We start from the raw sequence: 26,988 nt of genomic DNA, 5'->3' as shown, positions 1-26,988 counted from the left end.
GGCTAGTTTAATCAAACCGAACACTAACGCTTTTGGATAAAGGAAAGGCTTGGCACAATAAGCTTTCTTTTTTGTTAATGTTCGAAGCATCTAAAATTCCTAAATCCTGTTGTTTTACACACCCCTCGGTCACGGTAGCCAGGCAAGATAGGCAAGCACCACTAAGACAAGAATAGGGGGCATCGATGCCAGCGTCCAAAATAGTTTCTAAAATACTTTTTTCTTCTTTATAGTCTAAAGTATGGATTTGTTCGTCTATGTCCACCAAAATAGTTTTGGTTTTCTCTTGTTTGGCGCTATTGTCTCCAATTAAAAAACCTGCGTCAGCCGTTTCTTTTTTTTCTGTTATATTTTCGGAGGAAGAATTTAATAAACGCTTAAAGGGATTGTCTTCATCATTAGCTTTACGAATTTTTGATACGAAAGATTCGATATGTAAATGTTTTGTTGGCACACCTAAAAATAATAAATTTTCTATATGTTCGGTCATGTACTCTGTGGGCCCACAGATATAAAATTCTTTTTCCCATAAAGGGGTTAAGTGTTGGCTAAAAACATTTTGCATTAATTTGCGGCTTAAACGACCAGAGTACAAAGCAATATTAGGTTGAGGGCAGGTAGTTTCTTGTTCTCCACTTTGGCTTAAAGTATAAATCAGTTGAAGTCGCTGAGAGTACTTTTCTGCTAATTGGCTTAACAAAGTTTTAAATAAAATTTCTTCTTTATTTTTGTGAGAACAAACAAAAATAACTTTATCCTTTTGATTATTGTGTAATAGAAATTTTACTATAGAAAATAAAGGCGCAACACCACTGCCAGCACCAAATAATATATATTGTTTAGGTGTACTTTGTGGCCAAGCAAAAAAACGACCTTTTGGGGGGCTAATTTTTACCACAGTTCCTTCTGCAATCTGGTCTACTAAAAAAATAGACAAACAGCCTTTGTCCACTTTTTTAATACTCACTTGAATAGAGTCTTCATAAGGGGCAGAAGACAAAGAATAGCTTCTTTTAATTTCCTTACCATTTATGTTTACATAAAGAGAAATAAATTGGCCGGCAACATAGTGAAATTTTTGTTTAGGGTCAGTTAATTTTAACACTAAAGAAACTGTAGTAGGGCTTTCTATAATTTTGCTTTTCACTGTTGCAGAGATTAATACATTGTCACTCATAACACTTAGCCTTATTTTTTATGTTCAAAACACTTTTCTATGGAATTTACACTGAGTATCTGGCATTTTCCACCTAACAGGTACTCTTTTTTTTCTACATTAATTAATAAACTTCCTCCAGGCATGGAAATACTTACTTCTGTTGCACTTTTATATAAAGGCACGAAAGTTTTTAAATAATATGCCAAAGCCGAGGCTCCGGTGCCGCAAGACAAAGTAAAGTTTTCCACCCCTCGTTCAAAACTAATAGCGTGTAAAGTGTTTGGGTTAAACAAAGTAACATTAAAGCCTTTGTCATTTTGGCAGCGAATAGTTTGTATTATTTTTTGCAAATCAGTATTAAGCTGCTGTATTTTATATTGCATTAAGTGCAAAGAGTGTTGCTTTAAATCAGCACCAGCATTAAAAAAACGGATAAATTCCACAGGAAGAGAAAGTTGGTCTGGATAAATGGGCAATAGGGCATGGGGGACACCAAGGTCTATATAAGTAACTGCACTATAAGCTTCAGAAAGAGATTTTAAAAAAGTGGTTGAGTATAACTCTTGCAAGTAAGGTTCGTTAGAAGAAGGTAATTTTTTTCCCTGCGGCATAGAAAGAAAAGGAAGGCTATTTTTAATACAACCGGTTTGCACAGTATTGTTGGGCCCCAACAAAGAAAAGGCGGTTTTTTCGTGAGGAAATTTTTTAGATAAATAGTAAATTAAACCTCGCGCGAGGTTTCCGCACATATTTGCAGGCTTTCCATCGGCATTAAAAAATTGCCATTGCAAATGGTGTTTGTTATTTGCAAACAGTATGGCTAAGCCATCCACTTTGTGCTTATGGCAAGCTTGCTGTATTTTTTCTTCTTCTTTCCAAAAGCTTACCTCTGCTGGAGAAAGTTTTTTTAACAAAGGGGTTTCGTCTACAACAAAAGTATTACCAGTGCTGTTAATATGAAAAAGAGAAGTGGGGGTGTAAGGAAAGTTTGACAAAGGAATTGCTGCCTTGCCTTATTAAGACTTGTTTTTTTCCATACAAACAACCTTATAATCAGCTGTAAACAGAGCGTTTTGTAAATTATTAAGCATAAAAGAGAATTTAAAAGTTTTTTTGTAGATTTTCAAATTAGAAAAGAAAAAATAACGCAAAGCAACAGCGTGTAATAACTGCTTTTCCTTTGCTTTTAATTAGTGGAAAAAGAGAGAGTTATGTTTTTATCCTCTAATTTTCCTTCCAGCTGGCATAAACTTATGAGAGAAGAGCTTTCTAAGGATTATTTTTTACAATTAGAGACTTTTTTATCTCAACAAAGTCAAAAGCCCGAGCCTTTTTACCCCGCAGTGCCACTAATCTTTCGGGCACTATCAGCAGTTTCTCCCCATAAGGTAAAGGTCGTTATTTTAGGGCAAGACCCTTATCACGGGCCCGAGCAAGCAGAAGGTTTAAGTTTTTCTGTGCCCAACAATATACAGCGACCACCGTCTTTAAAAAATATTTTTAAAGAACTGTCCACAGATTTAAACACTTCTTTGCAAAACTTAGAAAAAAATTCTTTATTACCGTGGGCTCATCAAGGAGTGCTTTTATTAAATTCGGTATTAACGGTAAAGAAAGGTTGCCCGGCCTCTCATGCAGATAAAGGGTGGGAGACTTTTACCACGGCTATTATTAATAAACTAAATGATCAATATGATAATCTAGTTTTTATTTTATGGGGTGCTTATGCACAAAAAAAAGCACAATGCATTGATAAAAAAAAGCATTTAGTTTTATGTTCTGCGCACCCATCACCCCTTTCTGCGTATCGCGGTTTTTTTGGTTCAAAAGTATTTTCTAAAACCAGCACCTATTTAGTGCAAAAAAATAAAACTCCTGTTAACTGGTTAAGTGTGAAGGGTGACTAATTTTACAAAAGCTTAAGAACAATGACTAATTCAATTTACACTATCAAACACAAGCAGAAACAAACTAAGGTTTATTATGCGGAGTTGGCCAAAGCGGTTAATTTATCTAAAATCATTAAAACAGATAAAAAAAATATTTTACTAATTTATGATAAACAGTTAGAAGGCTTACGGCCTTTTAAAAAACTAAAGCAACAAGCTGCGCTTAGCTATTGTTTAGAGGCGGGGGAACCTTTAAAAAAATTGTCTCAATTTGTGCATCACTTTTCGGCGTTAAATAAAAAGTATTCTAATCAAGTTACTCGCCAAACGCATATTGTTTCTGTGGGAGGGGGTTCTGTTGGAGACTTTGTTGGATTTTTAGCCAGCGTGTGGAAGCGAGGGTTGGGGCTAACCCATATTCCCAGCACATGGCTGGCCGCTGTGGATTCGGCTCACGGAGGAAAAACGGCATTAAATATAGATTTTGGAAAAAACCAATTAGGAAGTTTTTATTGTGCTAGCCAAATAGTTATTATTAAAAACATATTACAAAGTTCTTCTTTGGAATCGGCCTATGGTGAAATTTTTAAAATGGCTTTTTTACGAAAAGCACTATTTTCTAAATTAAAAAACACACCTTACCCCTCGGCTTCTTTAATTTGGAGGTTATTACCAAAGCTAATACAAGGTAAATATTTTTATATTCAAAAAGACCCTTTAGAAACAACGGGACAAAGAATGTACTTAAACCTAGGGCATACTATAGCTCATATTTTAGAATTACAGTTTTCTATTCCCCATGGAGCTGCAGTAATTTTAGGTTTAGATTTTTCTTTAAATTGGAGTTTGCGTAAAAAACTAATATCTAAGCCAATTTTTCAGCCTTACTCTGAGGCGTTAAAGCCCTTAGTAAAACAGTGGAGAAAAGAAGTTAAAACGCTTTCTAAAACAAAAGCTGTAAAGTTGTTACTTCAAGATAAAAAAATAAATAATAAAAACAGTATTCACTTTGTGTTTTTTACCTCTAAGGGATATGCGATAAAACCCACGCCTTTAAAGTCATTAATTACAGAGTTGCAGCGAGCTAATTATATAAAGTAAATTATGAAATTTTCTTTTGTGGGAGAAGTCCCCTCTTCTAAATCTTTATTTAACAGAGCATTAATTTTAAAAAGCTTTGAGGATAATTTATTAATAAACGGCTTTAGTCAGTGCGACGATGTGGCCTTAATGAAAAAGGCATTAAAAGATTTTTCAGAAGGTAAAACCGAGCTTTACTGTGGTTCTGCGGGAACGGTATTGCGCTTTTTAGCTATTCGTGTTTCTAAAAAACCAGGTAAGTATTACTTAAAAGCAGATGAACAATTATTAAACCGACCACAAAAAGAACTAATTAAGTTATTATCACAGTTATCTTGTCAGGCCGTTTTTGATAAAAAGGGTTTACATATAACTTCTTTGGGGTGGAGTTTAATGGGAGACAGTCTTTCTATTTCTGCCAAACAATCAAGCCAGTTTGTTTCGGCTTTTTTATTGAATGCTTGGAACTTAACTGCTCCTTGCTATATTTCTTTAGGAGATACATTGCTTTCTAAAACCTATTTACAAATGACAATAAAATTATGTCAACAACAGGGAATGAGTATTAACTACAGCAATGAAAAGCCTTATGAAATTTATATTCCTAAACAACAACAAGTAAACGCAACTCCTGTTTTTTTAGAACCAGACATGAGCAGTGTATTTGCATTAGCCGCCATAGCTTCTGTTAGTGGGCACGCACAAATTACCAAATTTCCAGTAAAAAGCCTTCAAGGAGACAGTGTTTTTATCCCCTACTTAAAAGAGGTTGGAGCTAATATTCACACCAAAATGGAGGGGGAAGGGGTGGTTACATTACAAGTTAAAGAAGCCTCTGTATTTAAAACCCCTTTTTGCGGTCACAAAATGACAAAAAAATTAGAAAAAGCTTTCGAGGTTTCTTTAAAAAACACTCCCGATTTATTTCCGGTTTTAGCAGCTTTGGCTTGTTTGTTAACTGGCGAAAGTGTATTTCACGATACGGCACATATTGCTTATAAAGAATCTAATCGCTTAAAAGAAATGAAAACCTTGTTAAATTTATTGGGAAGAGAGGTAGACCTTAAGCAAAACACCTTTGTTGTAAAAAAATGGCAGTCTTTAAAAGCATCGCCAGCGCTGAAAAAAAATATTATTTTTGATACGAAAAAAGACCATCGTTTGGTAATGGCTGCTTATGTATTAAAGACTGCGGGTTTTTCTATTACATGCTCTAACGAAGAGGCTGTTTCTAAAAGTTTTCCTGAATTTTTGCCTTTAACCAAGGGGCCGTTGTCTTATTTTTAGTCACTCGTGTACTTTTTTCTATTTTAAGAGTTTTTATTGTATGTATTTTTTTTAAGACTAAATTGGCTTTTTATAAAGAATTTATAGGGTAAAAATAACTAAGGTGTTGTTATGAAACTTTCTTGCCAATTAGGAATTTTGTTTTTATTTATTATTGCCGGCACAGGCTGTGTGCTGCCACCTCACCCCGTGTTAAATACGGCAAAGCCTTTGGGTAGGGGTAACATAGTGGTTAATGTGTTTCAGCGTGGTTATTATAGCTCTGCTAGAAAAAAAAGTGTAAACCCTGTTGGCTTACAGGGCGTTAAAGGTGTGGGAATAGGTTATGGGCTGGGGCCCGCTTTGGATTTGCACTTTTTTTTAGAAAAGCAAGAAAAAGCAATACCCACCTTGGCAATAAATTATTCTTGGTACAAAGAAGGGTCTTTTTTTAGCTCTGTAACAGGAGCTTACTCGATGAGCCAAAGGCACTTTAGTGATGGCGAACTTTCTGACTATCAATTTATGCAAGTGGGCCTTTTAAATACTTACTATTGGCGTAAGTGGCTTGTGACAGCGCACATTTCTTTAAATAATGCTATGTGGAAAACCAACTATAATGTTCAAGGCTACCTTTTAAAGCCGGCTAAATCAAACTTTAGAATAATAATTCCAGGAGAGGGAAATATCTTATACGAGCAACTAGATTTATCTTTACAGTATAAATTGTGGCGCCAGTTAAGAGTGGGCCCATTTATTAATCTGTTGCTACATCATAAAAGCCATGGCGATGTAGAGATAGAGTTTGTCGATCGAAAAATTCTTAGTTCTTTTTTTTGGGGGATAAGCTTTTCGGCGTATTTTTAGTTACTTAGCTTTTTTAAGTGTTTTTGTGTAAATACTAATTACACGACCTGTTTTATTATCAAAATAGGTTTTTCTTGGTAAAAAATGATTTAAAATTCTTACGGGGTTTTCATAGCGCAACACGGTGTCTGCTTCGGAGTAAATATTTGCTCTTGTTTTAGGTTCGCCAAACTTAGTATGACCAAACTCATGAGAAAGCACGGCCATATGATCGATTTTTTGTTTACTTTGAGAAAATTCTTTTTTAGATAAAAAGTCAGAGGCAATGGCAATAAAGCTACCAGAAGCGTAAGTGCTAGATTGTGTTTCTGTAATATAAAATTTAGAATAGGCTAGTTCAAATAAAAAATCTTCTGTAGGAGTAAAAACTAATTGGTTTTTTTTTACAGAGACACTATAGTAATTTTTTTGTAGTAAATATAAATCCAAGTTAACCACTTTTTGTACCCAAAGTGCGCCGGCAGGGCTCATGGCAAAGTGATATAAAAAAGATTTTAGTTTTTTAGACAAAGGTAGCGAATTACTAAACACCTCTCCTGGCTTAGTGGATAGGTGCAGCTGTTTAAAGACAAGCCAATTTTGATAACGGCTAAGTATTTCTTTGTTTTTGTAACGAGTAACGCAGTGATTTCTTTGCACCAAGATAGAGCCGTTGGGTTTTTTTCTAATTACAATTTGTCCTCCAGACATAGAGTCTTTAGTATTTAACTCTTTATTTAAGTCCATTACGGGAGCACTTTTATAATTTTTAAAATTTTTAAAACAAGAAAAAGATGTTGAGTTGGCCAAAGCAGTGGCGGGCAGGATTAATAAACTAAAAATATAAACAAATAGATAAAAATAGGTTTGCATAGCTTTTTATAAGCAAAATACGTGCTAAAAAGTGTTTTATTTTGAAACAATTTTAGGGCTGATTAGGTCTTGGGCTGTGGAAGAAAGAGTAAAGCGGTCACGCCGATGACAATTACAGCGTCGGCAACATTAAAAACGGGCCAATAGTATAAAGTTTTATAGTGAACATCAAAGAGGTCTATAACATAGCCAAATTGCAAGCGGTCTAAATAGTTACCCACGGTGCCGGAAAAAATAAAAGCTAGGGAAGAGATATAAATCCATGATGCACTTTTTGCTTTTTTAAGTAAAAATAAAATAAACATAGCCGCGCAGGGGGCTAGCAGCAAAAAAAACCAATCTCTTAAAGAAGAATCGCCTTGGCTTAAAATACCAAAGGCAGCTCCTTTGTTTTGTACATAACTTAGGTTAAAAAAACCATTAATGATGGGGTGAGTTTCTCCCAGCCTATAATGAGTATGAATATAAAGTTTGGTAACTTGGTCTAGGGAAATTAAAATTATAGAAAGGAGCCCAAAGTGGATATGTTTTTTTGTTAGCATAAGGTATTAGAGTAAAGCATCTACACATTTTTTGCAAATATTTGTACCCCAAGGTTTGTGTTCGATTAGTTCTAAACTATAAGTCCAGCACCGAGGACATTTATCTCCACTACTAATTAAACTGTTTATTTTTAAAGCTTTGTCTTGTGTGTTTTTTAAAACCACCTTAGAGACAATAAAAAACTCAACTAAAAAACTTTCTGTGTAGTGGGCAAGCTCTTTAGGAAGGTTATATATTTCTAATTCTATTTCTAAACTAGAGCCAATTTTTTTTTGAGCTCTTAAATCTTCAATATCTTTATAAGCTTTTGTTTTTAGCTCGAGTAGTTGGTTTATAGAATCAAATAATTTTGTATTTTCCCATTGGGGGTTGGGTTTTGGAAAAGGCAGTAAGAAAACAGAAAATACCTCATCGTTAGTATTAATATTTTTGTGTATTTCTTCAGAAAGAAAGCTTAAAATAGGGCTCATTAAAGGGCTTAAGTTTTTTAATAATATGTAAAAAACTGTTTGAGCCGATCGCCTAGACGGGCCCGTAGTTTTGGCAGTATAAAGACGATCTTTTAATAAATCTAAATACTGCGAAGACAGTGTAACAAAAAAAGTATTTAATTCGTGGTACACCTTATGAAATTGGTAGTTATCATAATGAACTGTAGTATTTTTAATCAATACATTTAATTTATGCAAAGCAAATTTATCTAAATCACTAAGGTCTTTGTAATTTAGGCTGTCTTTTTCTAGGTTAAAGTCGTGAATATTTCCCAATAAAAAGCGAAGGCTGTTACGAATTTTTCTATAAGTGTCGGTGAGTTGTTTTAAACCTTCTTCTTTAAAGGACAGGTCTTGCGAATAGTCTTCGTGAGCAACCCATAGGCGTAAAATTTCTGCCCCATACTTTTCTACAATTTTCATAGGGCTTTGAACATTACCAAGGCTCTTGCTCATTTTTTTTCCATGTGCATCAGTAACAAAGCCATGGGTAACAAGTTGTTTAAAAGGCGGTTTTTTATTGGCGGCTAAAGAGGCAAATAAGCTGGTTTGAAACCAGCCGCGATGTTGATCACTGCCCTCTAGGTAAAGGTCGGCAGGAAAGTTTTCGGAAGGTTGGTTTACTTGATTAACTCTATGGTAAGCGCCGCTATCAAACCACACATCTAAAATATCACTTCCAATTTTAAAAGAATCGGATTGGCATTTTTCACACTGATAACCTTTGCTAAACTCTTTTACAGGGGTGGAAAAATAAGCTTCCATCCCGTTGGTTTCTTTCATTTTTACAGCAATCTTTCGCATGATTTCGGGCTTGGCTAAACTGTGTCCACACTCTGTACAGTAAAGCACAGGTATGGGAACACCCCATGTTCTTTGTCGACTCACACACCAGTCGGGAGCGTTGGCAGTCATAGCGTTTAAGCGTGCTTTTCCCCAGCCAGGGATAAATGCAATGGCTTTAGAGTCGATTAGTTTTAGTGCTTCTTTTTTTAAATTATAAGATGGCGAAGTTCTGTTAATAAACCATTGTGGGGTAGCTCTAAAAATTAAAGGAGCTTTAGAGCGATCACCATGGGGGTAGCTGTGAGTGATTTCTTTTTCAAAAATTAAGTGTTTAGATTCTTTTAAGTCAGCCACAATTTTCGAATTAGCTTCTGTAATTTTTACTCCCTCATATTTAGGAAAGTCAGAAGTGTAACGACCAGCGGGGTCTACGGGGCTTAACACAGGTAATTGATATTTTGTTCCCACATGGTAATCGTCAAGTCCATGCCCGGGGGCGGTGTGCACACAACCTGTTCCGGCCTCTAAGGTAACATGCTCTCCTAAAATTACTTTAGATTGACGATTTTCTATAAAGGGGTGCTTGGCAAAAAGTAATTCTAACTCGCAAGCTTTAAAAGTGCGTAATTCTTTTAATTGTATGTGGCAATTTTTTTCTACAGAACTTTTTAAATCTTTAGCAATAATAATATGAGTGTCTGAGTGTTCGCCTTCAATGATTTCGTACAACCCATAAACAAATTGAGGGTTAAGGCAAATGCCCACATTGGCAGGAAGAGTCCACGCAGTGGTAGTCCAAATTACAAAAGCCGTTTTTTTGTGAGAAAGTTTTAATTGATTAAGGCTTTCGGGCTCTAAATAAAATTTTACAAAAATAGAAGAGCTAGTGTGATCTTGATATTGCACTTCTGACGAGGCAAGGGCAGTTTGTAATTTACAGCACCAATACACAGGCTTGTAGCCTTGGTAGAGTAAATTATTTTCTAAAATATCAGCTAGTAAATTAACCTCTTCGGCCTCATAGTTTTTATCTGTAGTAAGGCGTGGGTTTTCCCAATCGGCAATCACGCCAAGTCGCATAAATTCTTTTTTTTGTATTTCTACCCAATGCTGCGCTTCTTTTTTACACTCTGCTCGAATTTCACTTTTGCTTTTGTTACGAGCTTCTTTTTTTAATTTTTTATAAACATTTAACTCAATGGGTAAACCATGACAGTCCCAAGTGGGAATAAACTGAGTTTTATGTCCCGATAAATTTTTATACTTTACTGTAATATCTTTTAAAATTTTATTTAATGCGTGGCCAAGATGTAAATGCCCATTAGCGTAAGGTGGGCCATCGCAAAATGAAAACACTTTACTATCTTTATTTTTTTCTAAAATAGCGTGATACAGTTTTTTATCTACCCAATTTTGAATATAACCGGGTTCTTTCTGTGGGAGTTGTGCCCGCATGGGAAAGTCTGTTTGAGGCAAGTTTAAGCTGTTTTTAATTTGTTCAGCTAATTTAATTTGCTCTGGAGTTTTTGTAGTTTTAGACATTTTTTTATATTGGCTTAAAGCCTTTCTAAAGTCAAAAAACTAAAATCAGGATTGCCCCGGTGTTCAATGCTACTAGTTTTCTTAAATTCTTTTTCAGAAATAGAAGGGTAAAAAGCATCGCAATTATAATTATAAGCGATACGGGTAATATAAATGCGATCTACTAAACTTAAGCTCTGTTTGTAAATTTCTGCCCCTCCAATAACAAAAACTTCTTTATCGTATTGGGCAGTGTGTTTTTTTGCCTCTGTTATAGCGTCATTTATGGAAGAAACAAAAAGCACTTGTTTGGAGGGGTGGGTGTGTTTACTGCGGCTAATAACAATATTTAGTCGGTTAGGTAAGGGGTGGTGAATGGAATCAAAAGTTTTGCGCCCCATAATAATGATTTTATTTTGTGTTGTGGTTTTAAAAAACTCCATGTCTTTGGGAATGTTCCAGGGAAGTTCGCCATTTATGCCAATGCCATTATTTTGGTCAACGGCGGTAATGTGAGATAGGGTAATATTGGAGTTCATTATCCATGACCTTTAAAAAATGGCGTCCCCTACGGGACTTGAACCCGTGTCTTCACCGTGAAAGGGTGACATCCTAGACCGCTAGACGAAGGGGACAGCGGAAGTACTTATAGAGTTAGTTATAAAACTGTAAATACTATAATTAATGGTGACCCGCCTTGGGCTCGAACCAAGGACCCTCTCCTTAAAAGGGAGATGCTCTACCAACTGAGCTAGCGGATCATCAAGTAACCAATACTTATGGAAGTATGGAAATTTGTCAATCTAGAAATAGAACACAATATTACTGTGCGGCTTTAAAATAAAGAGTTAATCCAGATGCTCTGACCTCTGTCGGGACCCACAGAAATTACATCAATAGGAATCTTTAAATGTTGCTCTAGAGTGCTAATATAGTTTAGTGCCTTTTTGGGAAGTTCTTTTTTTTGCAGACAGGTTGTTATATCTTCTTTCCAGCCAGGCATTTCTAAGTATATGGGTTTGGCCTTTACAATTTCTCCAGGCGATGAAGGGTAATCTGTGGTTGTGCTTTCGCCCATTTTATAAGCGGTACAAATTTTTATAGTTTCCAGACCGCTAAGCACATCTAGCTTCATTAAAGCGATAGAGCTAATACCGTTAATGCGAATAGCATACTTTAGGGCAGGTATATCTATCCAGCCACAGCGTCGAGTTCGCCCAGTGGTAGCACCAAACTCGTGGCCATTTTTTTGTAAAAAATCACCAACAGTATCATTTAACTCTGTGGGAAAGGGGCCTGCCCCCACCCTTGTAGTATAGGCCTTTGTAATACCTAAAACCTTTTTAATATTTTGTGGTCCAATGCCCGTACCTATGCAGGCCGAACTAGAAATGGTAGACGAGCTAGTTACAAAGGGGTAAGTGCCGTGCAAGAGATCTAGCAAAGAGCCCTGGGCTCCTTCAAACAAAACTTTTTCTTTTTTTGCAATGGCTTTGTAAATTATATGAGAGCTGTTTGTGCAACAATAGTTTTTTAAAATATTAATCGACTCGGTAATTTCTTGCAAAGCCGTTTCGGCAGATATAGGTTTTTGTTTATAAAAATGTTCTAATAAAAAGTTTTTTTCTTTTAAAGATTTTTCTATTTTTTCTTTTAGAACAGAGGTGTTAAATAAGTCGCCAAATAAAATAGCCTTTCTAGAGGCGCGATCTTCATAGGCGGGGCCAATACCCTTTCCAGTAGTGCCTATTTTTTCATTTTTAGAAAAAGCTTCGCGAGCTTGGTCGAGCTGTTTGTGATAAGACAAAAGCACCGTGGCTTTGTCGGATATCATTAGTTGAGAAGGGTCTTTTAAAAAGTTATTTTTTTTTAAGCCGTCAATTTCTTTTGCCAATTGAACAATATCAATTACCACTCCAGAGGCAATTAAACATTTAGTATGAGAGTGTAAGATGCCTGAAGGTATTAGGTGTAACACCGTTTTTTTGCCATCGACTATTAAAGTGTGTCCTGCATTTGCACCCCCTTGGTAGCGCACTACCCAGTCGGCTTGTGCAGAAAACACATCTACTACCTTTCCTTTTCCTTCATCACCCCATTGTGAACCAATAACTACTACAGCGGACATATTTACCTCGGCTTTGTGTTTTGAATAGAAAATACACTGTGTAAAGTATCTATTTTTTCTTTTGCATTTTGTAAGTAATTTTTATTTTCTAAACTAAGAGCTATGGCACGGAAAGTTTGATACAGGTTTAAGGGCCCAATGTCGCCCATATGCCCAATGCGCACAATTTTTCCTTTTAATTTATCTTGTCCGCCCACAAGGTGAATATTGTAGTGTGTTTTTAATTCGGCTAGCCACTGTTGCGCATTTATTTTTTCAGGAATATTAAAAGCGGTTAGGCTAGGGCTGGGGCTTTTTGAAAAAGCAGAAAGTTGCAAAATACTTAGCGCTTTTTTAGACAGCTCGGCCAAATGAGATATGGATTGTATTTGTTTTTCTAGTCCGTCCTTTTGCAAATGATCGGTGGCAGTTTTTAAAGCTAACACTAAATGTACAGCACTACTAAAAAGAGTTTGGTTGTTGTTGTAAGCTTTTAAATGCGGCTGAATATCCCAGTAATATTTAGGGCACTGTGATTGTGAGTACGCAAGCATTGCCTGTTTAGAAAAAGAAATAAAGGCTAGGCCCGCGGGCCCTGCAAAAGCTTTTTGAGAACCTCCAATTAACACATCAATATGCCAATTATCTTGTTCTATGTTTTGTGCAGCTAGTGCCGAAATAGCATCAACTATTAATAGGCTTTGTGGGCTAGCTTGCTTAAGTAACTCGCCGACTTTTTTTACCGGTAAGCTGCTGGCAGTGCTGGTTTCACAAGCTTGCATACATAAGGCCGATAAGTTTGGTAACGACGCAATAGTTTGTTTTAGCTGTGTTAAATTTAGGCTTTCCCCTAGAGGAACTTTTAAAACATGTACAGTAATACCGTAGGCCTTGGCTATTTCTACCCACCGGTTTCCAAATTTTCCAGCATCAATAACAAGAATGTGGTCTTTGGGGCTTAATGTATTAACTAAGGCGGCCTCCATGGCGCCACTGCCCGAGGAGTTTAAAATTAATACAGGTTCTTTAGTTTTAAAAATATACTGCAAATTGCCAAATAAATTTTTAAGAATGACGGTAAATTCAGAGCTTCTGTGATGTAAACTGTCTGAGCCTATAGATTGCAAAACGCTTTTAGCAATTTTTACGGGTCCTGGAGTCATTAATAGAGAGGGTGACTTTTCCATTGGTTGTTATTATAATTTTCTTAGATGAAGTTTTCAATGCTTTTCTCCTTTTTTTTCTTAAACGCATGCTCTTATTCCATGGGGTATAAGCCGACCACTTTGTTGGGAAAGTACGATAAAGTGCGCATTAAGTTGTTTGATAATCAAACTCAATATGTGGGATTAGAGTCGGTTTTTACTAATAATTTGATTACTCGAATAAATTTAGGTAACAAAAAACTAATTCAAGACTTTGCTCCCGTAGAAATACAGGCCGATATTTTATCTGCAAAAGTATCTCCTATTTCACGAGGTAGTGTGGGTTCGGTGGTTTTAGTTACCGAGTATAGAGTAGAAGTAGTATTAAGGGTAAAATTAATGCAAAGGTGGAAGGAAAAAATGTTGTGGTCTAAAACTTTTAAAAGAGAGGTTAGCTACATTCCTCCACAAATTAGTATTTCCGAGCTATCCTCGGTAAGTAGTTTTTATAACAACAGTGCTCTTCAGTTAACTTTTTCTAATATTGCTAAGACGGTGTCTGGGGATATTTATACAGCACTGACAGATAGGTTTTAATCATGATTAGTATTGCGCATTTAAAAAAGCATTTAAAAACTTCTATAAAACCTATTTATGTGTGTGTTGGCGGCGATTTGTATTTAAATAATCTGGCACACAGCTATATAAAGGCAGAAATATTTCCCCAAGAGGCAGATGACTTTAATTATAATGTTTTTGTTGGAGAATCTTGTGCTTTAGAGGTTAAAGACACGGTGGAGTCCTTACCATTTATGAGTGATAAGCGATTGGTAGTTTTTAAAAATTTAGAAAAAATGACAGCCTCTCACTGGGAAAACTTAACAGAGATTTTAGACAGGCCTTGCGAAAGTAGTGTGCTAGTGCTTTTTTTAAAAAAAATAGATAAGCGATTAAAATTGTATAAAAGTTTGTCTAAGTGTGCAGAGTTTATAAACACAAGCCCTCCTTATGATAATCAAATGCCTCAATGGGTTTCTTTTATTGCGGAAACTTATAATTTAAAACTAACTAACGAACAAAATTTTTTAATTAGACAGGTGTTTGGTACAAAGTTAGGTATGATCGATTTAGAATTAAAAAAACTTAGTTCTTTTGTTAAAGACCCCAAGAATGTACAAAGCAAAGAGCTTGCCGAGGTTTTGTCTCACTGCCATTTAGATAATATTTTCGACTTAACTAAGGCCATTGCCAGCCAAGATTGTGGAAAGTCTCTTCGTTTGTTGGTGGATTTATTAGATTTAGGACAAAGCGAAGTGGGGATTATTGGTTTAGTGGCCAGACACTTTCGTCTATTGCGAGAGGTAAAGCTGTTACTGGGGGAAGGTTTAAGCTCCTCTCAAATCAGTAAAGAAGTGGGCATTCCTAGTTTTTTTTTACAAGAGTATTTGTCACAAAATGCTAAGTGGACCTCTGCACAATTAAATAAAACCTTGGAGTTATTGTACGAAACCGACAAAGCCTTAAAAACTAAGCCTGTAGCATCTCACTTGTGGTTAGAAAATTTTATTGTGCAAGTTTGTGGTTAAGATGGGTTCAGACAGCTATCTTAAGCCGTTTTAAAAACTATATTTTACAGAAAAGCAGTTTAAATTTAAGAAAGACTGTTAACTTGTTTAGCTAACCGGCTCACTTTTCTAGCGACTTTATTTTGATGAAATAAGCCTTTTTGAGCAGCGGTATTAATTTTTTTGCTAAATACTTTAAGTAGACTTAGGGCTGTGTCAGAGGCTTTTTCCGAAATGGCTGCTCGTAGTTTTTTTTCAAAAGTGCCCACTTCTTTTTTATGAACATGATTGCGAGCTTGTTTTTTAATAGTCTGACGAGTTCTTTTAACTGATGATTTATGGTTTGCCAATTTATAGCCTCCAATGCTTTACTATATATTTAAGTGAATTTAATAACATATCAGGGAAAAATGTCAATTTTTCGATTATCTATTTTTATGTCTTTGGGCACTTTGTGTAGTCGCTTTTTAGGCTTAGCTCGCGATATAGCCTTTACAGCCCTTTTGGCAGTTCCTGTGCTAGATGCCTTCATTGTGGCGATGAAAATTCCTAATCTATTTCGGGCTTTTTTTGGAGAGGGTAATTTTTCTGTTAGTTTTTTGCCGCTTTATATACAAAAGAGAAACTCTAAAGCAGGGCAAGAATTATTGTCCAATGCCGTTTTTAGTTTTTTAATGCTTTTTTCCAGCTTTGTTGTATTTTTTCTGTCTTTATATATGCCCGAAGTTCTAAATGCTTTATTACAAGAAGGGAAGTTTAATTTGGTAAATTTTCAAAGCATTGTTTATCTTTCGCGCTTTTTTTTACTTTATATTTTCTTTTTACTATCCTATGTGCATTTTTCTGCTTTATTGCAGGTAAAAAATCAATTTTTCTTAGCGGCTTTAGCGCCTGCACTTTTAAATGTTTCTTTAATTGTTTTTAGTATTTTTTATCGCTTACAAGAAAAACAATTAAATTATTTAATCGCAGGGGTGTTGGTAGGAGGAGCTTTACAGTTTGGATTGGTTTTCTTTCCTGTGTGGAAAAATAAATTTTTGCCAAGCTTTACATGGAAGTGGAGGGGTAGTGGATTAAAAACCGTTTTAGTAAAAATGCTTCCAGGTTTTTTAAGCATTTTCTTTTATCAATGCATTTCTTTATTTAATGTTTATTTTGCCTCTTCTTTGCCCAGCGGAAGCTTATCGAGTTTATATTTGTCAGACAGAATTTTTCAACTGCCTTTTTCTTTAATTGCTATTAGCGTTGGCACAGCACTGTTGCCTAGCTTAAGCACCCTGTGGGTAAAAAAAGAGCTGACCCAATTTAACAAAATTTTACAAAAAAACTTACACATTTCATTATATTTACTTTTGCCAAGCGCTGTTGGATTGTTTTTTTTAGCAGAGCCTATTTTAAGTTTCTTTTTTGAAAGAGGAGCTTTTAATAGAGAGCAAATTTTATATACAGTGCAGGTGCTACAGATATTATCTTTTTCCTTAATTTTTTTAGGCTTATATAAAGTTTTAATTTCTGGTTTTTTTGCTTGCGGAAAAACCCACCTTCCTGCAATCTCTAGCGGATTAGCTTTTATGGTCTATTTAGCCTTAGCCTTTTCTTTTAGCCCCCAATACGGAATTACAGGCTTAGCCTTTTCTATGAGTGTATCTACTATAATTAATTTTTTATCAGCCTTTTTGCTATACAGCATGTTTGTGCAAAAATTTCATGCATTAGCTTTATTGAAAAAATTTTTACACTATTTACTGCCTGTTATTGTTATGAGCATTTTTTTAAAATACTTGCCTCCGTGGCTACAAGAAAATTTAGTTTTATCCTCGGTAAAGTTAAAACAAATTATTTTGTTGTTAGTTAGTGTTTTGGGAGGCGCAAGCATTTATTTTTTTATCAGCACTCTTTTAGCTATTCCAGAAGCAACTATTGTAACAAGTCTGCTTAAAAAACAACGAAGACATAAGTAAAAACTACTTTAAAGACTTTACCTGTTGCCAATAGCTTTCTTTTTTATCCAAAGAAAGGCTTTGCCAAGGGTGATTGTCTTTTTGCGCTAAATTTTTTGCCTGAAAGTAACGCTTTTCTATTTTTTTATTAGCTCCTCTAAGTGCCTCGTCAGCTTGAATATTATTATGCCTTGCAAATTGGCAAGTAATAAATAATAAGTCTCCAATTTCTTCTTTAAGATGTGGGTTTGGGTTTGCAGAGGGCTCCTTTAGCGCTTCGGTACATTCTAAAAGTTCTTCTTTTATTTTTTGTATTACCTGTTGGTTATTGTTCCAATCAAAATCTTCTTTACCCATTTTTCTTCCTATTTTTTGAGCAAAGGCTAGCGGGGGCAAGTGTTTAGGTATATTAAAGGCGTCGGTGTTTTTTTTATTTTTATCGGTTTCTAAGGCTTTTGCATCTAACCAAGATTGATGAGCTTCTTCTTCGGTGCGGGCTTGTTTGTCGCCAAAAACATGAGGGTGTCGCCTTACTAATTTTTTGCCCAGCTCCTCCACCACATCATCAATAGAAAAACTTTTATTATCGGCTGCAATTTGAGAGTGCAGCATAACTTGAAGCAAAACATCGCCCAATTCTTCTTTGGTGTTAAGAACATCATCGTTTTCGATGGCATCCACTAGCTCAAAAGACTCCTCAATCAAATTTTTAACTATGCTTTTATGCGTTTGTGCTTTGTCCCAAGGGCAGCCATTAGGAGATCGAAGATGGGCTATAATTTTTATTAACTCAGTAAATTTTCTATATTGAAACAAATTAGGCCTCCGTGTATAGTTTTATTGAACCGATTAAGTCTTTTAGCATACTGAGGTTTTGATGACTATTCATTTTATTAAGCAAGGAAGGTATTATATTCCTAAAGCTTTTTTAAAGCAGGCTTTGCCAAGCATTTTAAAAGAATTAAAAAAAGCAAAGCTGTGCCCGCCCGCAGTTAAAACACAAATACACTTGGTATTTGTATCTAGTCAAAAAATGAAAACTATAAATAAAAAATATAGAAATAAAAATAAAACCACAGACATTCTTAGTTTTTCTTTAGAGCGAGGGAGGTCTTTTGGAGAATTGGTTTTTGATTATAGTTTGGTTAAAAAGCAGGCTTTACAAAACGGGCATGCTATAAAACAAGAGTTGTTATATTTATTTATCCATGGTTTATTACATTTGTTGGGCTTAGACCACGAAAAAAGCCTTAAAGAAGAAAAAAGAATGTACAAAATACAAGACAGTATTTTTGCTAGCTTGCAAAAAAAATAAACTCTTAAAAGAGTTTAAAAGAGAAACAGTGTCACAAACTATAGCCGACTTTCAAGATATATTAGCACAAATGGATAAAGATTCTCAAGAGACTCGGGGGTCTCTTTGATTTAAATCAAAAGGCACAACGCTTACAAGTCATAGAACAAGAGTTACAAGACAAAGAAGTTTGGGAAAACTATAAAAAATCACAAAAATTAAATCAAGAAAAAAGTTTTTTAGAAAAATCTTTAAAACAATGGAAAGAGTTCGATTATAAACTAAGCTCTGTTAAAGAATTACTAAATTGCATTAAAGAAGACCCTCAAGAGGGAGAAAGCTTACTTTTAGATGTTAGTAAAGAGTTAAATAATATTAAAGTATTGTTAGAAAGTTTACACACACAACATTTTTTATCGCAAAAATATGATCAGTGTAATTGCTATATTTCCATTCATGCTGGCGCGGGAGGAACAGAATCTTGCGACTGGGTGGCGATGTTAAGCCGTATGTTAATGCGCTATGCTCAAAAAAATAAATTTAGTACAGAGGTTTTAAATACCAACGACGGAGAAGAGGCAGGTTTTAAATCTATACATTTTTTAGTTAAAGGCTCTAATAGTTTTGGGCTTTTTCAATCAGAAAGCGGCGTGCATCGCTTAGTTAGAATTAGCCCTTTTGACTCGGGTGCACGAAGGCACACTAGTTTTGCGTCGGTATTTGTTTCTCCCGAATTAGAAGATTCTGTGGATATTAGCATAAAAACCGATGAGCTTAGGGTGGACACTTATAGAGCCAGCGGAGCTGGAGGGCAACATGTTAATACTACCGATTCGGCAGTGCGAATTACCCATTTGCCCACGGGGACTGTTGTGCAGTGTCAAAACCAAAGAAGCCAACATGCTAATAAAGATCAAGCGATGAAGATGTTAAGGTCGGCATTGTATCGATTTGCTACTCAAGAAAAGAAAAAAGAACAAGAATTGGCTGCAGAAACAAAAAAATCTAATGAATGGGGTAGTCAAATTCGATCGTATATTTTATGCCCCTACCAATTAGTAAAAGATCACCGCATGGGAGAGGAAAGCGGACAGCCCAACCTTGTATTAGATGGTAATTTAGATAAATTTAGTCGTGCTTTTTTAAAATATCGCTCAGAAAACAAAAACGGAAAATAAATGTTACTTTTTCAGCTGGCTTTTAAATATACCAAATCACAATTACAAAGGCCTTCTTATTGGTTGGCTGTTCTTAGTTTTGCCTTGGCTATTTCTTTAATGGTGGTGTCTTTGTTGGTAATTAGCGCTTACGAAAAAACTTTTGAAAAAAGCATTACTCAGCTTTTGGGGCAAATACAAATTTCTTATTTGTCGCCAAACATATCTTTGCCAAAAGTTCTTAGTTACTTACAAAAAGAAAAAATTAAAGTAGCTAAAGTTACCTCTTTTATACACCAAGAGGCTCTTTTAGTAAAAAACGGAAAAGTTAAGGGGGTTTTGCTTGAAGGCTTGCCAGCTTTTGAAAAAAAAGCCAGTTCGTTTTTTTTAAAAAAAACACTAAACAACACCGCGATTACCAATTTTTCAAAGGATAGGTACGGAGCTTATGTTCCCGTTCTTTTGATGAAAGATATGTCTTTGCAGTTGGGAGACGCTTTTTCTGCAGTAGTGGCTAAAAGCATGGGGAAAAACGATTTTAACAGAAAGGTTTTAAAGTTTTATGTTAAAGGGGTTTTAGATTTTGGTCGATCAGATTACAACCGTCGCTATCTTTTAACTTCTTTTGAGGCTTTGCAAAAACCATTAAAGCTATCGAAAAAAAAAACCAGCGGAGCGCGCCTATGGTTAGCAGACAAAGTTTTTTCTGAAGAGCTATCTTTTAAAATACAAAAGCATTTTTCATCAAAACTAATAGCACAGCACTGGAGACAGTGGGCAAATAATTTACTAGAAGCTACAAAAAGCCAGAAAAAAATGATTTTTTTAGTTCTACTAATCATTTTAATTATTGCAGCATTTAATATTATGAGCGCTTTATTTATTTTGATTGTACAAAAAACTAAAGAGTTAAGTATATTAAGAGTAGCGGGATTAAGCGTTACCTCTATTTATGCGATATTCAGTTTGCAGGCTGTTTTTACAGGCTTGTTATCTTTAACGCTGGGTTTTGCGCTAGGATATTTATGGGCTTACTTATTTTTATTAATACAGTCGCGTTATTTTTCTGTTTTATCACAAATTTATAAACTTAATCACCTTAAGATTGGTCTTCCTTTGTGGGATATGTTAATTATTATAGCAGTGGTTTTATTTTTGGTTTTATTAACAGCTATTATTCCTGTTTACAGGGCAGGAAAAAATAGTTTGCCAGAGGGTCTTTCTCATGAGCTTTAATACTTTTGTTTTAGATAGCGCGACAAATGAATTCGACGCTCCAACGATAATAAAAGCCCAAGGCATTGTAAAAAATTTTCACCAAGCCGGCGAAGAAGTAAAAGTATTGCAGTCCATAGATTTTTCTTTGGCAAAGCAAGAAAGTGTTGCAATTACGGGAGCCTCGGGAGCTGGAAAAAGCACATTGCTGCACATTTTAGCAACTTTGATGGAGCCCAGTTCTGGAAAAATTCAAATTGGTTCTGTGGAGGTGGATTACCATAATAAAGCAGAGCTAGAAAGATTACGCCGAAAAAACCTAGGCATTGTTTTTCAATTTCACTATCTTTTAGAGGATTTTTCCGTTTTAGAAAATGTGCTGCTGCCTTTGCGCATTAAATCTTTTTATGGTTCGCCTCTAGTATTAAAATCGGCCAGAGCAAGGGCCAAGGAGCTTTTAGTTTATTTAGGCTTGGGCCATAGGTTGAACTTTTACCCTAAAGATTTAAGCGGTGGAGAAAAACAAAGGGTGGCTATGGCCAGAGCTTTAATTCATGAGCCAGATATTTTATTTGCAGATGAGCCTACAGGAAACTTAGATGAAGAAAATGGAGAAAAGTTACAGCAGCTATTGTTTAGGCTGCAAAAAGATTTAGGCCTATCTTTGGCAGTGGTGACTCATGATATAAATTTTGCTTTAGAGTGCGACAGAAGCCTGTCTATGAAGGCGGGCCGATGGGAGTCTTTTTAGTTTTTTTCCTTGCTCTTAATAAATTTTGCGTTAAGTTTTAGAAGAGCATTTTATGGAGCGAATTTAATCAATGAGTAAATATATTTTTTTGTTTTTTTTGTTTTTTACAGCATTAAATGCGCAAGCTAGAGTAGTTAGTTCTATTTTAATTAAGGGAAACAAAAGGCTGTCTAGTGCTTTGGTAAAAAGCGTTTTAAACACCAAATTGTCTCACAGGTGCTCTCGAATTAACACAGAACTAGATTTACAAAATTTAGAAAACTTAGAGCAATTTAGTTTTATTCGTATAGATAAGAAAATATTGTCTAAAAAATATTGCAAAATTATTTATAGAGTTAAGGAAAGGTCGATTTTAGAAACGCTATCCTTAAAAGGAGCAGAAACGCCAAAAGACGAACAGGTGCAAAAGGCCTTGGTGTTAAAAGCAGGTGCTGTTTTTAGTCAAGTGAAGCTGCAAGACAGTCTGGCGAATTTAAAAGCTTTGTATGAAGCAGAAGGTTTATTTGCTTCAAAGATTACTTACAAACTGCGGCAGTTAAAAAACAAAAATTACCAGCTACGCATCAAGGTAGTAGAAAAAAAATCAGCAAAAATTAAAAACATACAAATTTTTGGAAACAAGCACCTATCTACAGGAAAAATAAAAAAGTTTATGCAAACTTCTGAAAAAGGTTTTTTAAGTTTTATTTCTGATTCGGGAGTATATAGAAAAGAAGTTTTAAGCAGAGATATTCAGTTGATCCGTTATTTGTATTTACAAGCAGGCTATTACGGAGTGGAAGTTAAAGCTCCGAAGGTATATTTAGACAGTCTTACCAATAACATAAATATAGTTATTCACATTGTTGAAGGGAAAAAATATTTTATTAGAAAAATAGAAGCGGAATCTGACTCTTTTTCTCAAGAAGAGTTAAAAGAACAAATGCCATTAAAAGAGGGCGACGCCTTTTCTTACGCTCAGTTTCAAAGCAGTATTAAAGTTTTAGAGCGTTTGTATGGCGATAAATCTTATGCTTTTGTTCAAGTATTACCCGACATAAGAATTAACGAAGAAAAAGGTTTGTTGGATATTTATTTTAAATTTAATTTAGGCCCAAGTGTAAGCATTGGAAAAGTCATCGTTAGTGGTAATAGCCGAACTCATGACCATGTTATTCGCAGAGAGCTGTTACTGTCGGGTGGAGAAAATTATAGCAATAGCAAAAAAGAAGAAAGCATTAATAAAGTGCGATATTTAGGTTTTTTTGAATCTGTAGATTTCATAACAAAATCCTCTTTGGACAGGCCTGACGAGGTAGACTTAAACTTAATAGTAAAGCCTAAGCGAGTGGGAGCTATTAATTTATCAGCAGGTTATAGCGAGTATTTGGGCTTTTCTTTTAAGGCGGGGGTCAATCAACCTAATTTTTTAGGCTTAGGGCATACTTTGGTAAGCTCTGTGGATATAAGTAAAAAAAGTTTCTTATTGAGTATTAGTTATATCTATCCACGCTTATTAAATACGGACTGGAGTCTTTCGGGAAGTCTTTTTAACAGTCAATCCGACAGAGAAGAGTATAAAGATAAAAAAACTGGGTTTTCTATTCGAGGGAGTAAGCCTTTAAATAAACAGTGGTCTACTTCTTATAGCTATTCTTTAAAGAATACAAAAATCCAACTAGAGGCAAGTGGAGACCCAGACTTATTTCCAGTGAATACAGTTAACGGAATTGCTAGCACTATTGGCACGAGCATAACTTATGACTCTAGGGACAACAGAATAAATCCTACTAAGGGTAAATATTTTAATCTTGGCTATGACTATACTGGAGCAGGGGGAGATTTGCAGTTTTCTGTTCTTTCTTCTCAGTTTCGTTTTTATAAAACGCTGTCTAAATCTTTTGGCCTGGTTTGGAAAAATAATTTAGACTATGCTCAGCTATTTGCCCCGGGAGGCTCTTATCCTTTCAACGAGTTATTTCTATTAGGAGGGCCTTTAAGTTTAAGAGGTTATAATTGGTTTTCTGTGGGGCCTTATAAGTTTTCTCAAAAAGCCTATGATAGATCTAAAGAAACCGACGAAACTCGTCGTCGGTTTTTGTCAGAGAAGGCTTTTGGTGGAACCAAAAAAGTATTATTGCAAACGGAGTTAGAGTTTCCCTTACTTTCAGAGGCGCAAATTAGAGGGGCAGTATTTTTTGATGCAGGCTTGTCTGGCAATAGTTTTAACACTAACAATATCGAGAGTGATGTTGGGCTAGGCATTCGGTGGTTCTCCCCCCTTGGCCCTTTGCGCTTTGAATTTGGTTGGCCAATAAATCCAAGTGTGCACCATAGCCCCACCTATAAATTTCAATTTTATATTGGAAATTCTTTTTAATTTTTTATTTGGCAAGTTTTCAAAAGTACTATAGGCTACTATATAGGCATTACAGAGTCATTGGAGGCACATATGTTTACTGGTTTTAAATGGAGTTTAGCAGTTTTAATTTACGGATTTTCTATTTCTGTTTCGGCAAAAACAGTATTTGTAAATATGCAATATGTTTTACAAACAGTAAAGGCAGGAAAAAATGCTAAAGCTGTTTTATCTAAAGAGTTTAATAAAAAAAGAAAATTTTTATCAAAGCAAGAAAAGGTTTTAAAACAACTAGGTAAGGATTTAGAAAAAAAGCGTAGCGTTTTATCTGATGTAGTTTTTTTACAAAAACAAAAAAACTTACAAGAAAAAGTTTTAAAATATAGAGAAAGTGTTTCTAAATCTCAGGCAGACATTCAAAAAAGAGAAAGAAAATTAACCGTACCCATTTTAAAAAATGTACAAGCTTTAATTAAGTCATTGGCAAAAAAAAATAAATACTCTTTGGTTTTAGATAGACAAAGTATTGTTTGGGCCTCTAAGAATATAGACATTACAGAAACCGTTGTTAAGGCGTATAATAAAAAACACCGCAGGTAGGTAAGGGCTTTTTGCATGCCTTCTGTTTTATCTGTTGAAGAAATAAAAAAGCGTATCCCTCACAGGTTTCCCTTTCTGCTGGTTGACGAAGTAACGCAGGTGGATTATCTACCCGAGGTAGTGGGTTCTAAAATTTTAGCTTTAAAAAATATTTCGGCAGAAGACCCAGTTTTTAAAGGACACTTTCCAGGAAAACCCATTTTTCCAGGAGTCTTAATTATTGAGGCTCTGGCTCAGAGCATGGGTGTTTTAATGAGCTTTGACAAAAAACCACACTCTGTTCCTTTGCTGGGGCGTATTAAAAACGCAAAATTTAAGTCGCTAGTTTTGCCAGGCGATCAGTTGGTGTTGTCTAGCGTAATTATAAAGTATAGAAAGCCTAATGTTTTAGGCTTAACTAAAGCTTTTGTAAATGATAAATTGGTGGCCGAGGCCGAGTTACTTTGCCACTTAAAATAATTGGTAGTATTTAAACAGGTGTTAGCTTATGTCTACAAAAATTCACTTAACGGCTCAGGTTTCTTCAACTGCACAACTAGATGAAGGCGTAATAATAGGGCCTTATAGCATTATACACGACAATGTTTGCATTGGAAAAAACACTATAATAGATAGTCATGTTTGTGTTGGCTCCCCCTCTACAGAGGTAAGTATTGGAAAAAATAATCATATTTTTAGTAGCTCTATGATAGGGCTGCCTCCACAAGATTTAAGTTATAAACAAGAAAAAACCAAATTATCTATAGGGGACAATAATACTATTCGATCTTTTGTAACAATGGATGCGGGAACTGCAAAAGACCAAGGGCTTACTAGTGTTGGTAATCACAATTTAATTATGGCCTATGTGCACATAGCTCATGACTGTCACATTAAAGACAAGGTGGTGTTGGCAAATTTAGTTCAGCTAGCAGGTCATGTTAAAGTAGATAGCCAAGTGGTTATTGGGGGAGGAGTTTTAGTTGCTCAAAAGGTGCGCTTAGGAAACTTAGCCTATGTGGCAGGAGACAGTTCTGTGAACAAAGATATTGCGCCTTTTAGTATTGCCGCAGGAAGGTGGGCGAGTCTTAGAGCAGTAAACAAAATAGGCTTAGAAAGAGCAAACTTTAAACAAAAAGACATTTTAGAATTGCGCAGCGCCTTTCGTTCTTTGTTAAGTGGCAAGCAAACTCAAGAAGAGTGGCTTTGCCAATTAGAAGAAAAAAAAGATTTATCAGACAGTGCAAAAACTTTAATACAATTTGTAAAATCTTCTGCCTTGGGTTTAGCTCGATGAGTTTTACGCTTTTTATTTCTGCAGCCGAAGACTCTGCTCATTTATATGCCGAGCAACTGTTAGATTACTTATTAATCAAAGAACCAGGGCTAAAAACTTTTGGTTTGGGCAGCGTAGAAATGGAAAAAAAAGGTTTTTGTTCTGTGTTTCCTGCCAAGCGATTTTCTATTATGGGCATTACCGATATATTTAAACAGTATTTTTTTTTAAAAAAGGCTTTTGCTAAATTAGTAAAAGAAATAGAATTACAAAAACCAAAAGTAGTTTTGTTAATAGATTACCCAGGGTTTAATTTAAGGCTTGCTAAGGCTTGTAAAAAAAGAAATATACCAGTGGTTTACTTTATTCCTCCTAAAATTTGGGCTTCACGAAAAAATAGAATTAAAGATTTAAAGGCAACTTGCGATAAAATTTTGTCTATTTTTGAGTTTGAAAAACCTTTTTACAAACACTTTAAAGAAAAATTTGTATATGTAGGAAATCCTTTGGTAAATACTATTCCAAAAAATTATTTAGACAAAGATACCAATCAAGCTATTCGACAAAAATATGGATTTTCTTCTAATGCCAAAGTTGTTGGGCTGTTACCAGGCAGTAGAAAGAGCGAAATTCAATATATTTTACCTACTCAAATACAAGTTGTAGAGCAATTATATAAAAAGGACCCTAAATTAGAATTTAGTATTTTTTTAGCACCGTCTATAGAAAAAGAAAGTGTGCAAGAATATTTAAAAAACACAAGCGCCCCGGTTTCTATTGTAAAAGCCCCCTCTGCAACAGTTTTGCGAATTCCCGATTTTATCTTATGTGCTTCGGGCACAGCCACTCTTTATGCGGCTTTATTTTTAAAACCCTGTGTAGTTATGTATAAAGTACATAGTTTGACTATGTTTATAGCGCAACTTATTTTAAATAAAAAGTTAAAATTTTTCAGCCTTCCCAACTTAATTTTAAATAAACCGGTGTTTCCTGAATTTATACAAAAAAAAATGAAAACAAAAGAAATTGTACAATATGTAGAAAACTATCTACACTCGACAGCTTTACAAAAGCAAACAAAGGAAGATTTAAAGCACTTAAAAGAAATTTTAAAAGAAAAGCAACCCATTGAAGAGGTGGGCAACATTTTATTAAACTACAAGTAAA

Annotated in this window: 26 protein-coding genes and 2 tRNA genes; 16 read left to right on the top strand and 12 right to left on the bottom strand. The window is 35.2% G+C overall.

Translation table 11 applies throughout. From position 1 onward, the window contains the following. Window positions 1-7: 7 nt before the first annotated feature. Both HAW63_05505 and HAW63_05500 read right to left on the bottom strand, forming a co-directional pair. A complete protein-coding gene (locus HAW63_05505) occupies window positions 8-1,177 on the bottom strand; it encodes a 2Fe-2S iron-sulfur cluster binding domain-containing protein (protein ID MBE8163424.1) in 1,170 nt (389 codons plus the stop codon). Window positions 1,178-1,188: 11 nt separating this feature from the next. After that, entirely contained in the window at window positions 1,189-2,154 is a 966-nt protein-coding gene (locus tag HAW63_05500) for a hypothetical protein (GenBank protein ID MBE8163423.1), read from the bottom strand. Between the two features lie 216 nt (window positions 2,155-2,370). On the opposite strand from HAW63_05500, the gene ung reads away from it, so the two are divergent. From ung to HAW63_05480, 4 genes are all read left to right on the top strand, one after another. Continuing rightward, window positions 2,371-3,066 carry a uracil-DNA glycosylase gene (gene ung, locus HAW63_05495; GenBank protein MBE8163422.1) on the top strand — a complete coding sequence of 232 codons (696 nt, stop codon included), beginning with the start codon at window positions 2,371-2,373 and terminating at the stop codon, window positions 3,064-3,066. A 21-nt stretch (window positions 3,067-3,087) separates the two neighbouring features. Further along, window positions 3,088-4,149 carry a 3-dehydroquinate synthase gene (locus HAW63_05490; protein MBE8163421.1) on the top strand — a complete coding sequence of 354 codons (1,062 nt, stop codon included), beginning with the start codon at window positions 3,088-3,090 and terminating at the stop codon, window positions 4,147-4,149. Between the two features lie 3 nt (window positions 4,150-4,152). Beyond that, window positions 4,153-5,415, top strand: a complete 1,263-nt coding sequence (locus HAW63_05485; GenBank protein ID MBE8163420.1) for a hypothetical protein — start codon at window positions 4,153-4,155, stop codon at window positions 5,413-5,415. Between the two features lie 111 nt (window positions 5,416-5,526). Then, the gene (locus HAW63_05480) at window positions 5,527-6,261 is read left to right on the top strand and encodes a hypothetical protein (GenBank protein MBE8163419.1); all 735 of its coding nucleotides are present in this window, start codon (window positions 5,527-5,529) and stop codon (window positions 6,259-6,261) included. On the opposite strand, the gene HAW63_05475 is transcribed toward HAW63_05480, so the two are convergent. From HAW63_05475 to HAW63_05440, 8 genes are all read right to left on the bottom strand, one after another. Then, a complete protein-coding gene (locus HAW63_05475) occupies window positions 6,262-7,113 on the bottom strand; it encodes a hypothetical protein (protein ID MBE8163418.1) in 852 nt (283 codons plus the stop codon). A gap of 62 nt (window positions 7,114-7,175) precedes the next feature. Then, window positions 7,176-7,655, bottom strand: a complete 480-nt coding sequence (lspA, locus tag HAW63_05470) for a signal peptidase II (protein ID MBE8163417.1) — start codon at window positions 7,653-7,655, stop codon at window positions 7,176-7,178. A 6-nt stretch (window positions 7,656-7,661) separates the two neighbouring features. Continuing rightward, window positions 7,662-10,475 carry an isoleucine--tRNA ligase gene (gene ileS / locus HAW63_05465; GenBank protein MBE8163416.1) on the bottom strand — a complete coding sequence of 938 codons (2,814 nt, stop codon included), beginning with the start codon at window positions 10,473-10,475 and terminating at the stop codon, window positions 7,662-7,664. 14 nt (window positions 10,476-10,489) lie between these two features. Next, window positions 10,490-10,993: a dihydrofolate reductase gene (locus HAW63_05460; GenBank protein ID MBE8163415.1), complete on the bottom strand. Its 504-nt coding sequence runs from the start codon at window positions 10,991-10,993 to the stop codon at window positions 10,490-10,492. A 20-nt stretch (window positions 10,994-11,013) separates the two neighbouring features. Beyond that, window positions 11,014-11,089 (bottom strand) — tRNA-Glu (locus tag HAW63_05455). Window positions 11,090-11,139: 50 nt separating this feature from the next. Next, window positions 11,140-11,215: transfer RNA gene (locus HAW63_05450), tRNA-Lys, on the bottom strand. Window positions 11,216-11,289: 74 nt separating this feature from the next. Beyond that, on the bottom strand, window positions 11,290-12,582 hold the full coding sequence (locus tag HAW63_05445; protein ID MBE8163414.1) for an adenylosuccinate synthase: 1,293 nt from the start codon (window positions 12,580-12,582) through the stop codon (window positions 11,290-11,292). Window positions 12,583-12,584: 2 nt separating this feature from the next. Further along, on the bottom strand, window positions 12,585-13,748 hold the full coding sequence (locus HAW63_05440) for an alanine--glyoxylate aminotransferase family protein (GenBank protein MBE8163413.1): 1,164 nt from the start codon (window positions 13,746-13,748) through the stop codon (window positions 12,585-12,587). Between the two features lie 78 nt (window positions 13,749-13,826). Here HAW63_05440 and HAW63_05435 point away from each other — a divergent pair, with 78 nt between their 5' ends. Further along, on the top strand, window positions 13,827-14,303 hold the full coding sequence (locus tag HAW63_05435; protein MBE8163412.1) for a hypothetical protein: 477 nt from the start codon (window positions 13,827-13,829) through the stop codon (window positions 14,301-14,303). Between the two features lie 2 nt (window positions 14,304-14,305). Beyond that, complete coding sequence (holA, locus tag HAW63_05430; GenBank protein ID MBE8163411.1) at window positions 14,306-15,292, top strand: DNA polymerase III subunit delta; 987 nt, start codon at window positions 14,306-14,308, stop codon at window positions 15,290-15,292. 65 nt (window positions 15,293-15,357) lie between these two features. Here the strand turns inward: holA and rpsT are convergent, their stop codons facing one another. Further along, window positions 15,358-15,621: a 30S ribosomal protein S20 gene (gene rpsT, locus HAW63_05425; GenBank protein ID MBE8163410.1), complete on the bottom strand. Its 264-nt coding sequence runs from the start codon at window positions 15,619-15,621 to the stop codon at window positions 15,358-15,360. Between the two features lie 60 nt (window positions 15,622-15,681). Between rpsT and murJ the strand changes: the two genes are divergently transcribed. Then, complete coding sequence (murJ, locus tag HAW63_05420) at window positions 15,682-17,232, top strand: murein biosynthesis integral membrane protein MurJ (protein MBE8163409.1); 1,551 nt, start codon at window positions 15,682-15,684, stop codon at window positions 17,230-17,232. Window positions 17,233-17,235: 3 nt separating this feature from the next. Here the strand turns inward: murJ and mazG are convergent, their stop codons facing one another. Next, on the bottom strand, window positions 17,236-18,027 hold the full coding sequence (mazG, locus tag HAW63_05415; GenBank protein ID MBE8163408.1) for a nucleoside triphosphate pyrophosphohydrolase: 792 nt from the start codon (window positions 18,025-18,027) through the stop codon (window positions 17,236-17,238). Between the two features lie 61 nt (window positions 18,028-18,088). Here mazG and ybeY point away from each other — a divergent pair, with 61 nt between their 5' ends. The 9 genes from ybeY to lpxB all read left to right on the top strand — a co-directional run bounded on the left by ybeY (window position 18,089) and on the right by lpxB (window position 26,987). Then, window positions 18,089-18,526: an rRNA maturation RNase YbeY gene (gene ybeY / locus HAW63_05410; GenBank protein MBE8163407.1), complete on the top strand. Its 438-nt coding sequence runs from the start codon at window positions 18,089-18,091 to the stop codon at window positions 18,524-18,526. 74 nt (window positions 18,527-18,600) lie between these two features. Beyond that, entirely contained in the window at window positions 18,601-19,683 is a 1,083-nt protein-coding gene (locus HAW63_05405; GenBank protein ID MBE8163406.1) for a peptide chain release factor 2, read from the top strand. Next, window positions 19,684-20,898 (top strand): ABC transporter permease, encoded by a 1,215-nt coding sequence (locus HAW63_05400; GenBank protein MBE8163405.1) that lies wholly within the window; start codon window positions 19,684-19,686, stop codon window positions 20,896-20,898. After that, window positions 20,888-21,628, top strand: coding sequence for an ABC transporter ATP-binding protein (locus HAW63_05395; GenBank protein MBE8163404.1), 741 nt, complete (start codon window positions 20,888-20,890; stop codon window positions 21,626-21,628). Before HAW63_05400 ends, HAW63_05395 begins: the two co-directional genes overlap by 11 nt. A gap of 70 nt (window positions 21,629-21,698) precedes the next feature. Further along, a complete protein-coding gene (gene bamA, locus HAW63_05390) occupies window positions 21,699-23,987 on the top strand; it encodes an outer membrane protein assembly factor BamA (protein ID MBE8163403.1) in 2,289 nt (762 codons plus the stop codon). 72 nt (window positions 23,988-24,059) lie between these two features. After that, the gene (locus tag HAW63_05385) at window positions 24,060-24,566 is read left to right on the top strand and encodes an OmpH family outer membrane protein (protein MBE8163402.1); all 507 of its coding nucleotides are present in this window, start codon (window positions 24,060-24,062) and stop codon (window positions 24,564-24,566) included. A gap of 15 nt (window positions 24,567-24,581) precedes the next feature. Next, a complete protein-coding gene (gene fabZ / locus HAW63_05380) occupies window positions 24,582-25,025 on the top strand; it encodes a 3-hydroxyacyl-ACP dehydratase FabZ (GenBank protein MBE8163401.1) in 444 nt (147 codons plus the stop codon). A 28-nt stretch (window positions 25,026-25,053) separates the two neighbouring features. Then, window positions 25,054-25,842 carry an acyl-ACP--UDP-N-acetylglucosamine O-acyltransferase gene (gene lpxA, locus HAW63_05375; GenBank protein MBE8163400.1) on the top strand — a complete coding sequence of 263 codons (789 nt, stop codon included), beginning with the start codon at window positions 25,054-25,056 and terminating at the stop codon, window positions 25,840-25,842. After that, entirely contained in the window at window positions 25,839-26,987 is a 1,149-nt protein-coding gene (gene lpxB, locus HAW63_05370) for a lipid-A-disaccharide synthase (protein ID MBE8163399.1), read from the top strand. Before lpxA ends, lpxB begins: the two co-directional genes overlap by 4 nt. Window position 26,988 lies beyond the last annotated feature (1 nt).

Source organism: Pseudobdellovibrionaceae bacterium (assembly GCA_015163855.1).
Lineage (GTDB): Bacteria > Bdellovibrionota > Bdellovibrionia > Bdellovibrionales > UBA1609 > JAAOIH01.
This window is presented reverse-complemented; position numbering and strand designations above follow the sequence as displayed.

What these genes read in the sequence shown, in the direction of transcription:
- HAW63_05445 (MBE8163414.1), bottom strand. Translation starts at nt 12,582, where the DNA reads ATGTCCGCTGTAGTAGTTATTGGTTCACAATGGGGTGATGAAGGAAAA.
- holA (MBE8163411.1), top strand. Translation starts at nt 14,306, where the DNA reads ATGATTAGTATTGCGCATTTAAAAAAGCATTTAAAAACTTCTATAAAA.
- HAW63_05440 (MBE8163413.1), bottom strand. Translation starts at nt 13,748, where the DNA reads ATGGAAAAGTCACCCTCTCTATTAATGACTCCAGGACCCGTAAAAATT.
- bamA (MBE8163403.1), top strand. Translation starts at nt 21,699, where the DNA reads ATGAGTAAATATATTTTTTTGTTTTTTTTGTTTTTTACAGCATTAAAT.
- ung (MBE8163422.1), top strand. Translation starts at nt 2,371, where the DNA reads ATGTTTTTATCCTCTAATTTTCCTTCCAGCTGGCATAAACTTATGAGA.
- HAW63_05485 (MBE8163420.1), top strand. Translation starts at nt 4,153, where the DNA reads ATGAAATTTTCTTTTGTGGGAGAAGTCCCCTCTTCTAAATCTTTATTT.
- lpxB (MBE8163399.1), top strand. Translation starts at nt 25,839, where the DNA reads ATGAGTTTTACGCTTTTTATTTCTGCAGCCGAAGACTCTGCTCATTTA.
- HAW63_05395 (MBE8163404.1), top strand. Translation starts at nt 20,888, where the DNA reads ATGAGCTTTAATACTTTTGTTTTAGATAGCGCGACAAATGAATTCGAC.
- HAW63_05480 (MBE8163419.1), top strand. Translation starts at nt 5,527, where the DNA reads ATGAAACTTTCTTGCCAATTAGGAATTTTGTTTTTATTTATTATTGCC.
- lspA (MBE8163417.1), bottom strand. Translation starts at nt 7,655, where the DNA reads ATGCTAACAAAAAAACATATCCACTTTGGGCTCCTTTCTATAATTTTA.
- ybeY (MBE8163407.1), top strand. Translation starts at nt 18,089, where the DNA reads ATGACTATTCATTTTATTAAGCAAGGAAGGTATTATATTCCTAAAGCT.
- fabZ (MBE8163401.1), top strand. Translation starts at nt 24,582, where the DNA reads ATGCCTTCTGTTTTATCTGTTGAAGAAATAAAAAAGCGTATCCCTCAC.
- HAW63_05490 (MBE8163421.1), top strand. Translation starts at nt 3,088, where the DNA reads ATGACTAATTCAATTTACACTATCAAACACAAGCAGAAACAAACTAAG.
- HAW63_05400 (MBE8163405.1), top strand. Translation starts at nt 19,684, where the DNA reads ATGTTACTTTTTCAGCTGGCTTTTAAATATACCAAATCACAATTACAA.
- murJ (MBE8163409.1), top strand. Translation starts at nt 15,682, where the DNA reads ATGTCAATTTTTCGATTATCTATTTTTATGTCTTTGGGCACTTTGTGT.
- ileS (MBE8163416.1), bottom strand. Translation starts at nt 10,475, where the DNA reads ATGTCTAAAACTACAAAAACTCCAGAGCAAATTAAATTAGCTGAACAA.
- HAW63_05385 (MBE8163402.1), top strand. Translation starts at nt 24,060, where the DNA reads ATGTTTACTGGTTTTAAATGGAGTTTAGCAGTTTTAATTTACGGATTT.
- HAW63_05435 (MBE8163412.1), top strand. Translation starts at nt 13,827, where the DNA reads ATGGGGTATAAGCCGACCACTTTGTTGGGAAAGTACGATAAAGTGCGC.
- HAW63_05460 (MBE8163415.1), bottom strand. Translation starts at nt 10,993, where the DNA reads ATGAACTCCAATATTACCCTATCTCACATTACCGCCGTTGACCAAAAT.
- HAW63_05475 (MBE8163418.1), bottom strand. Translation starts at nt 7,113, where the DNA reads ATGCAAACCTATTTTTATCTATTTGTTTATATTTTTAGTTTATTAATC.
- lpxA (MBE8163400.1), top strand. Translation starts at nt 25,054, where the DNA reads ATGTCTACAAAAATTCACTTAACGGCTCAGGTTTCTTCAACTGCACAA.
- HAW63_05505 (MBE8163424.1), bottom strand. Translation starts at nt 1,177, where the DNA reads ATGAGTGACAATGTATTAATCTCTGCAACAGTGAAAAGCAAAATTATA.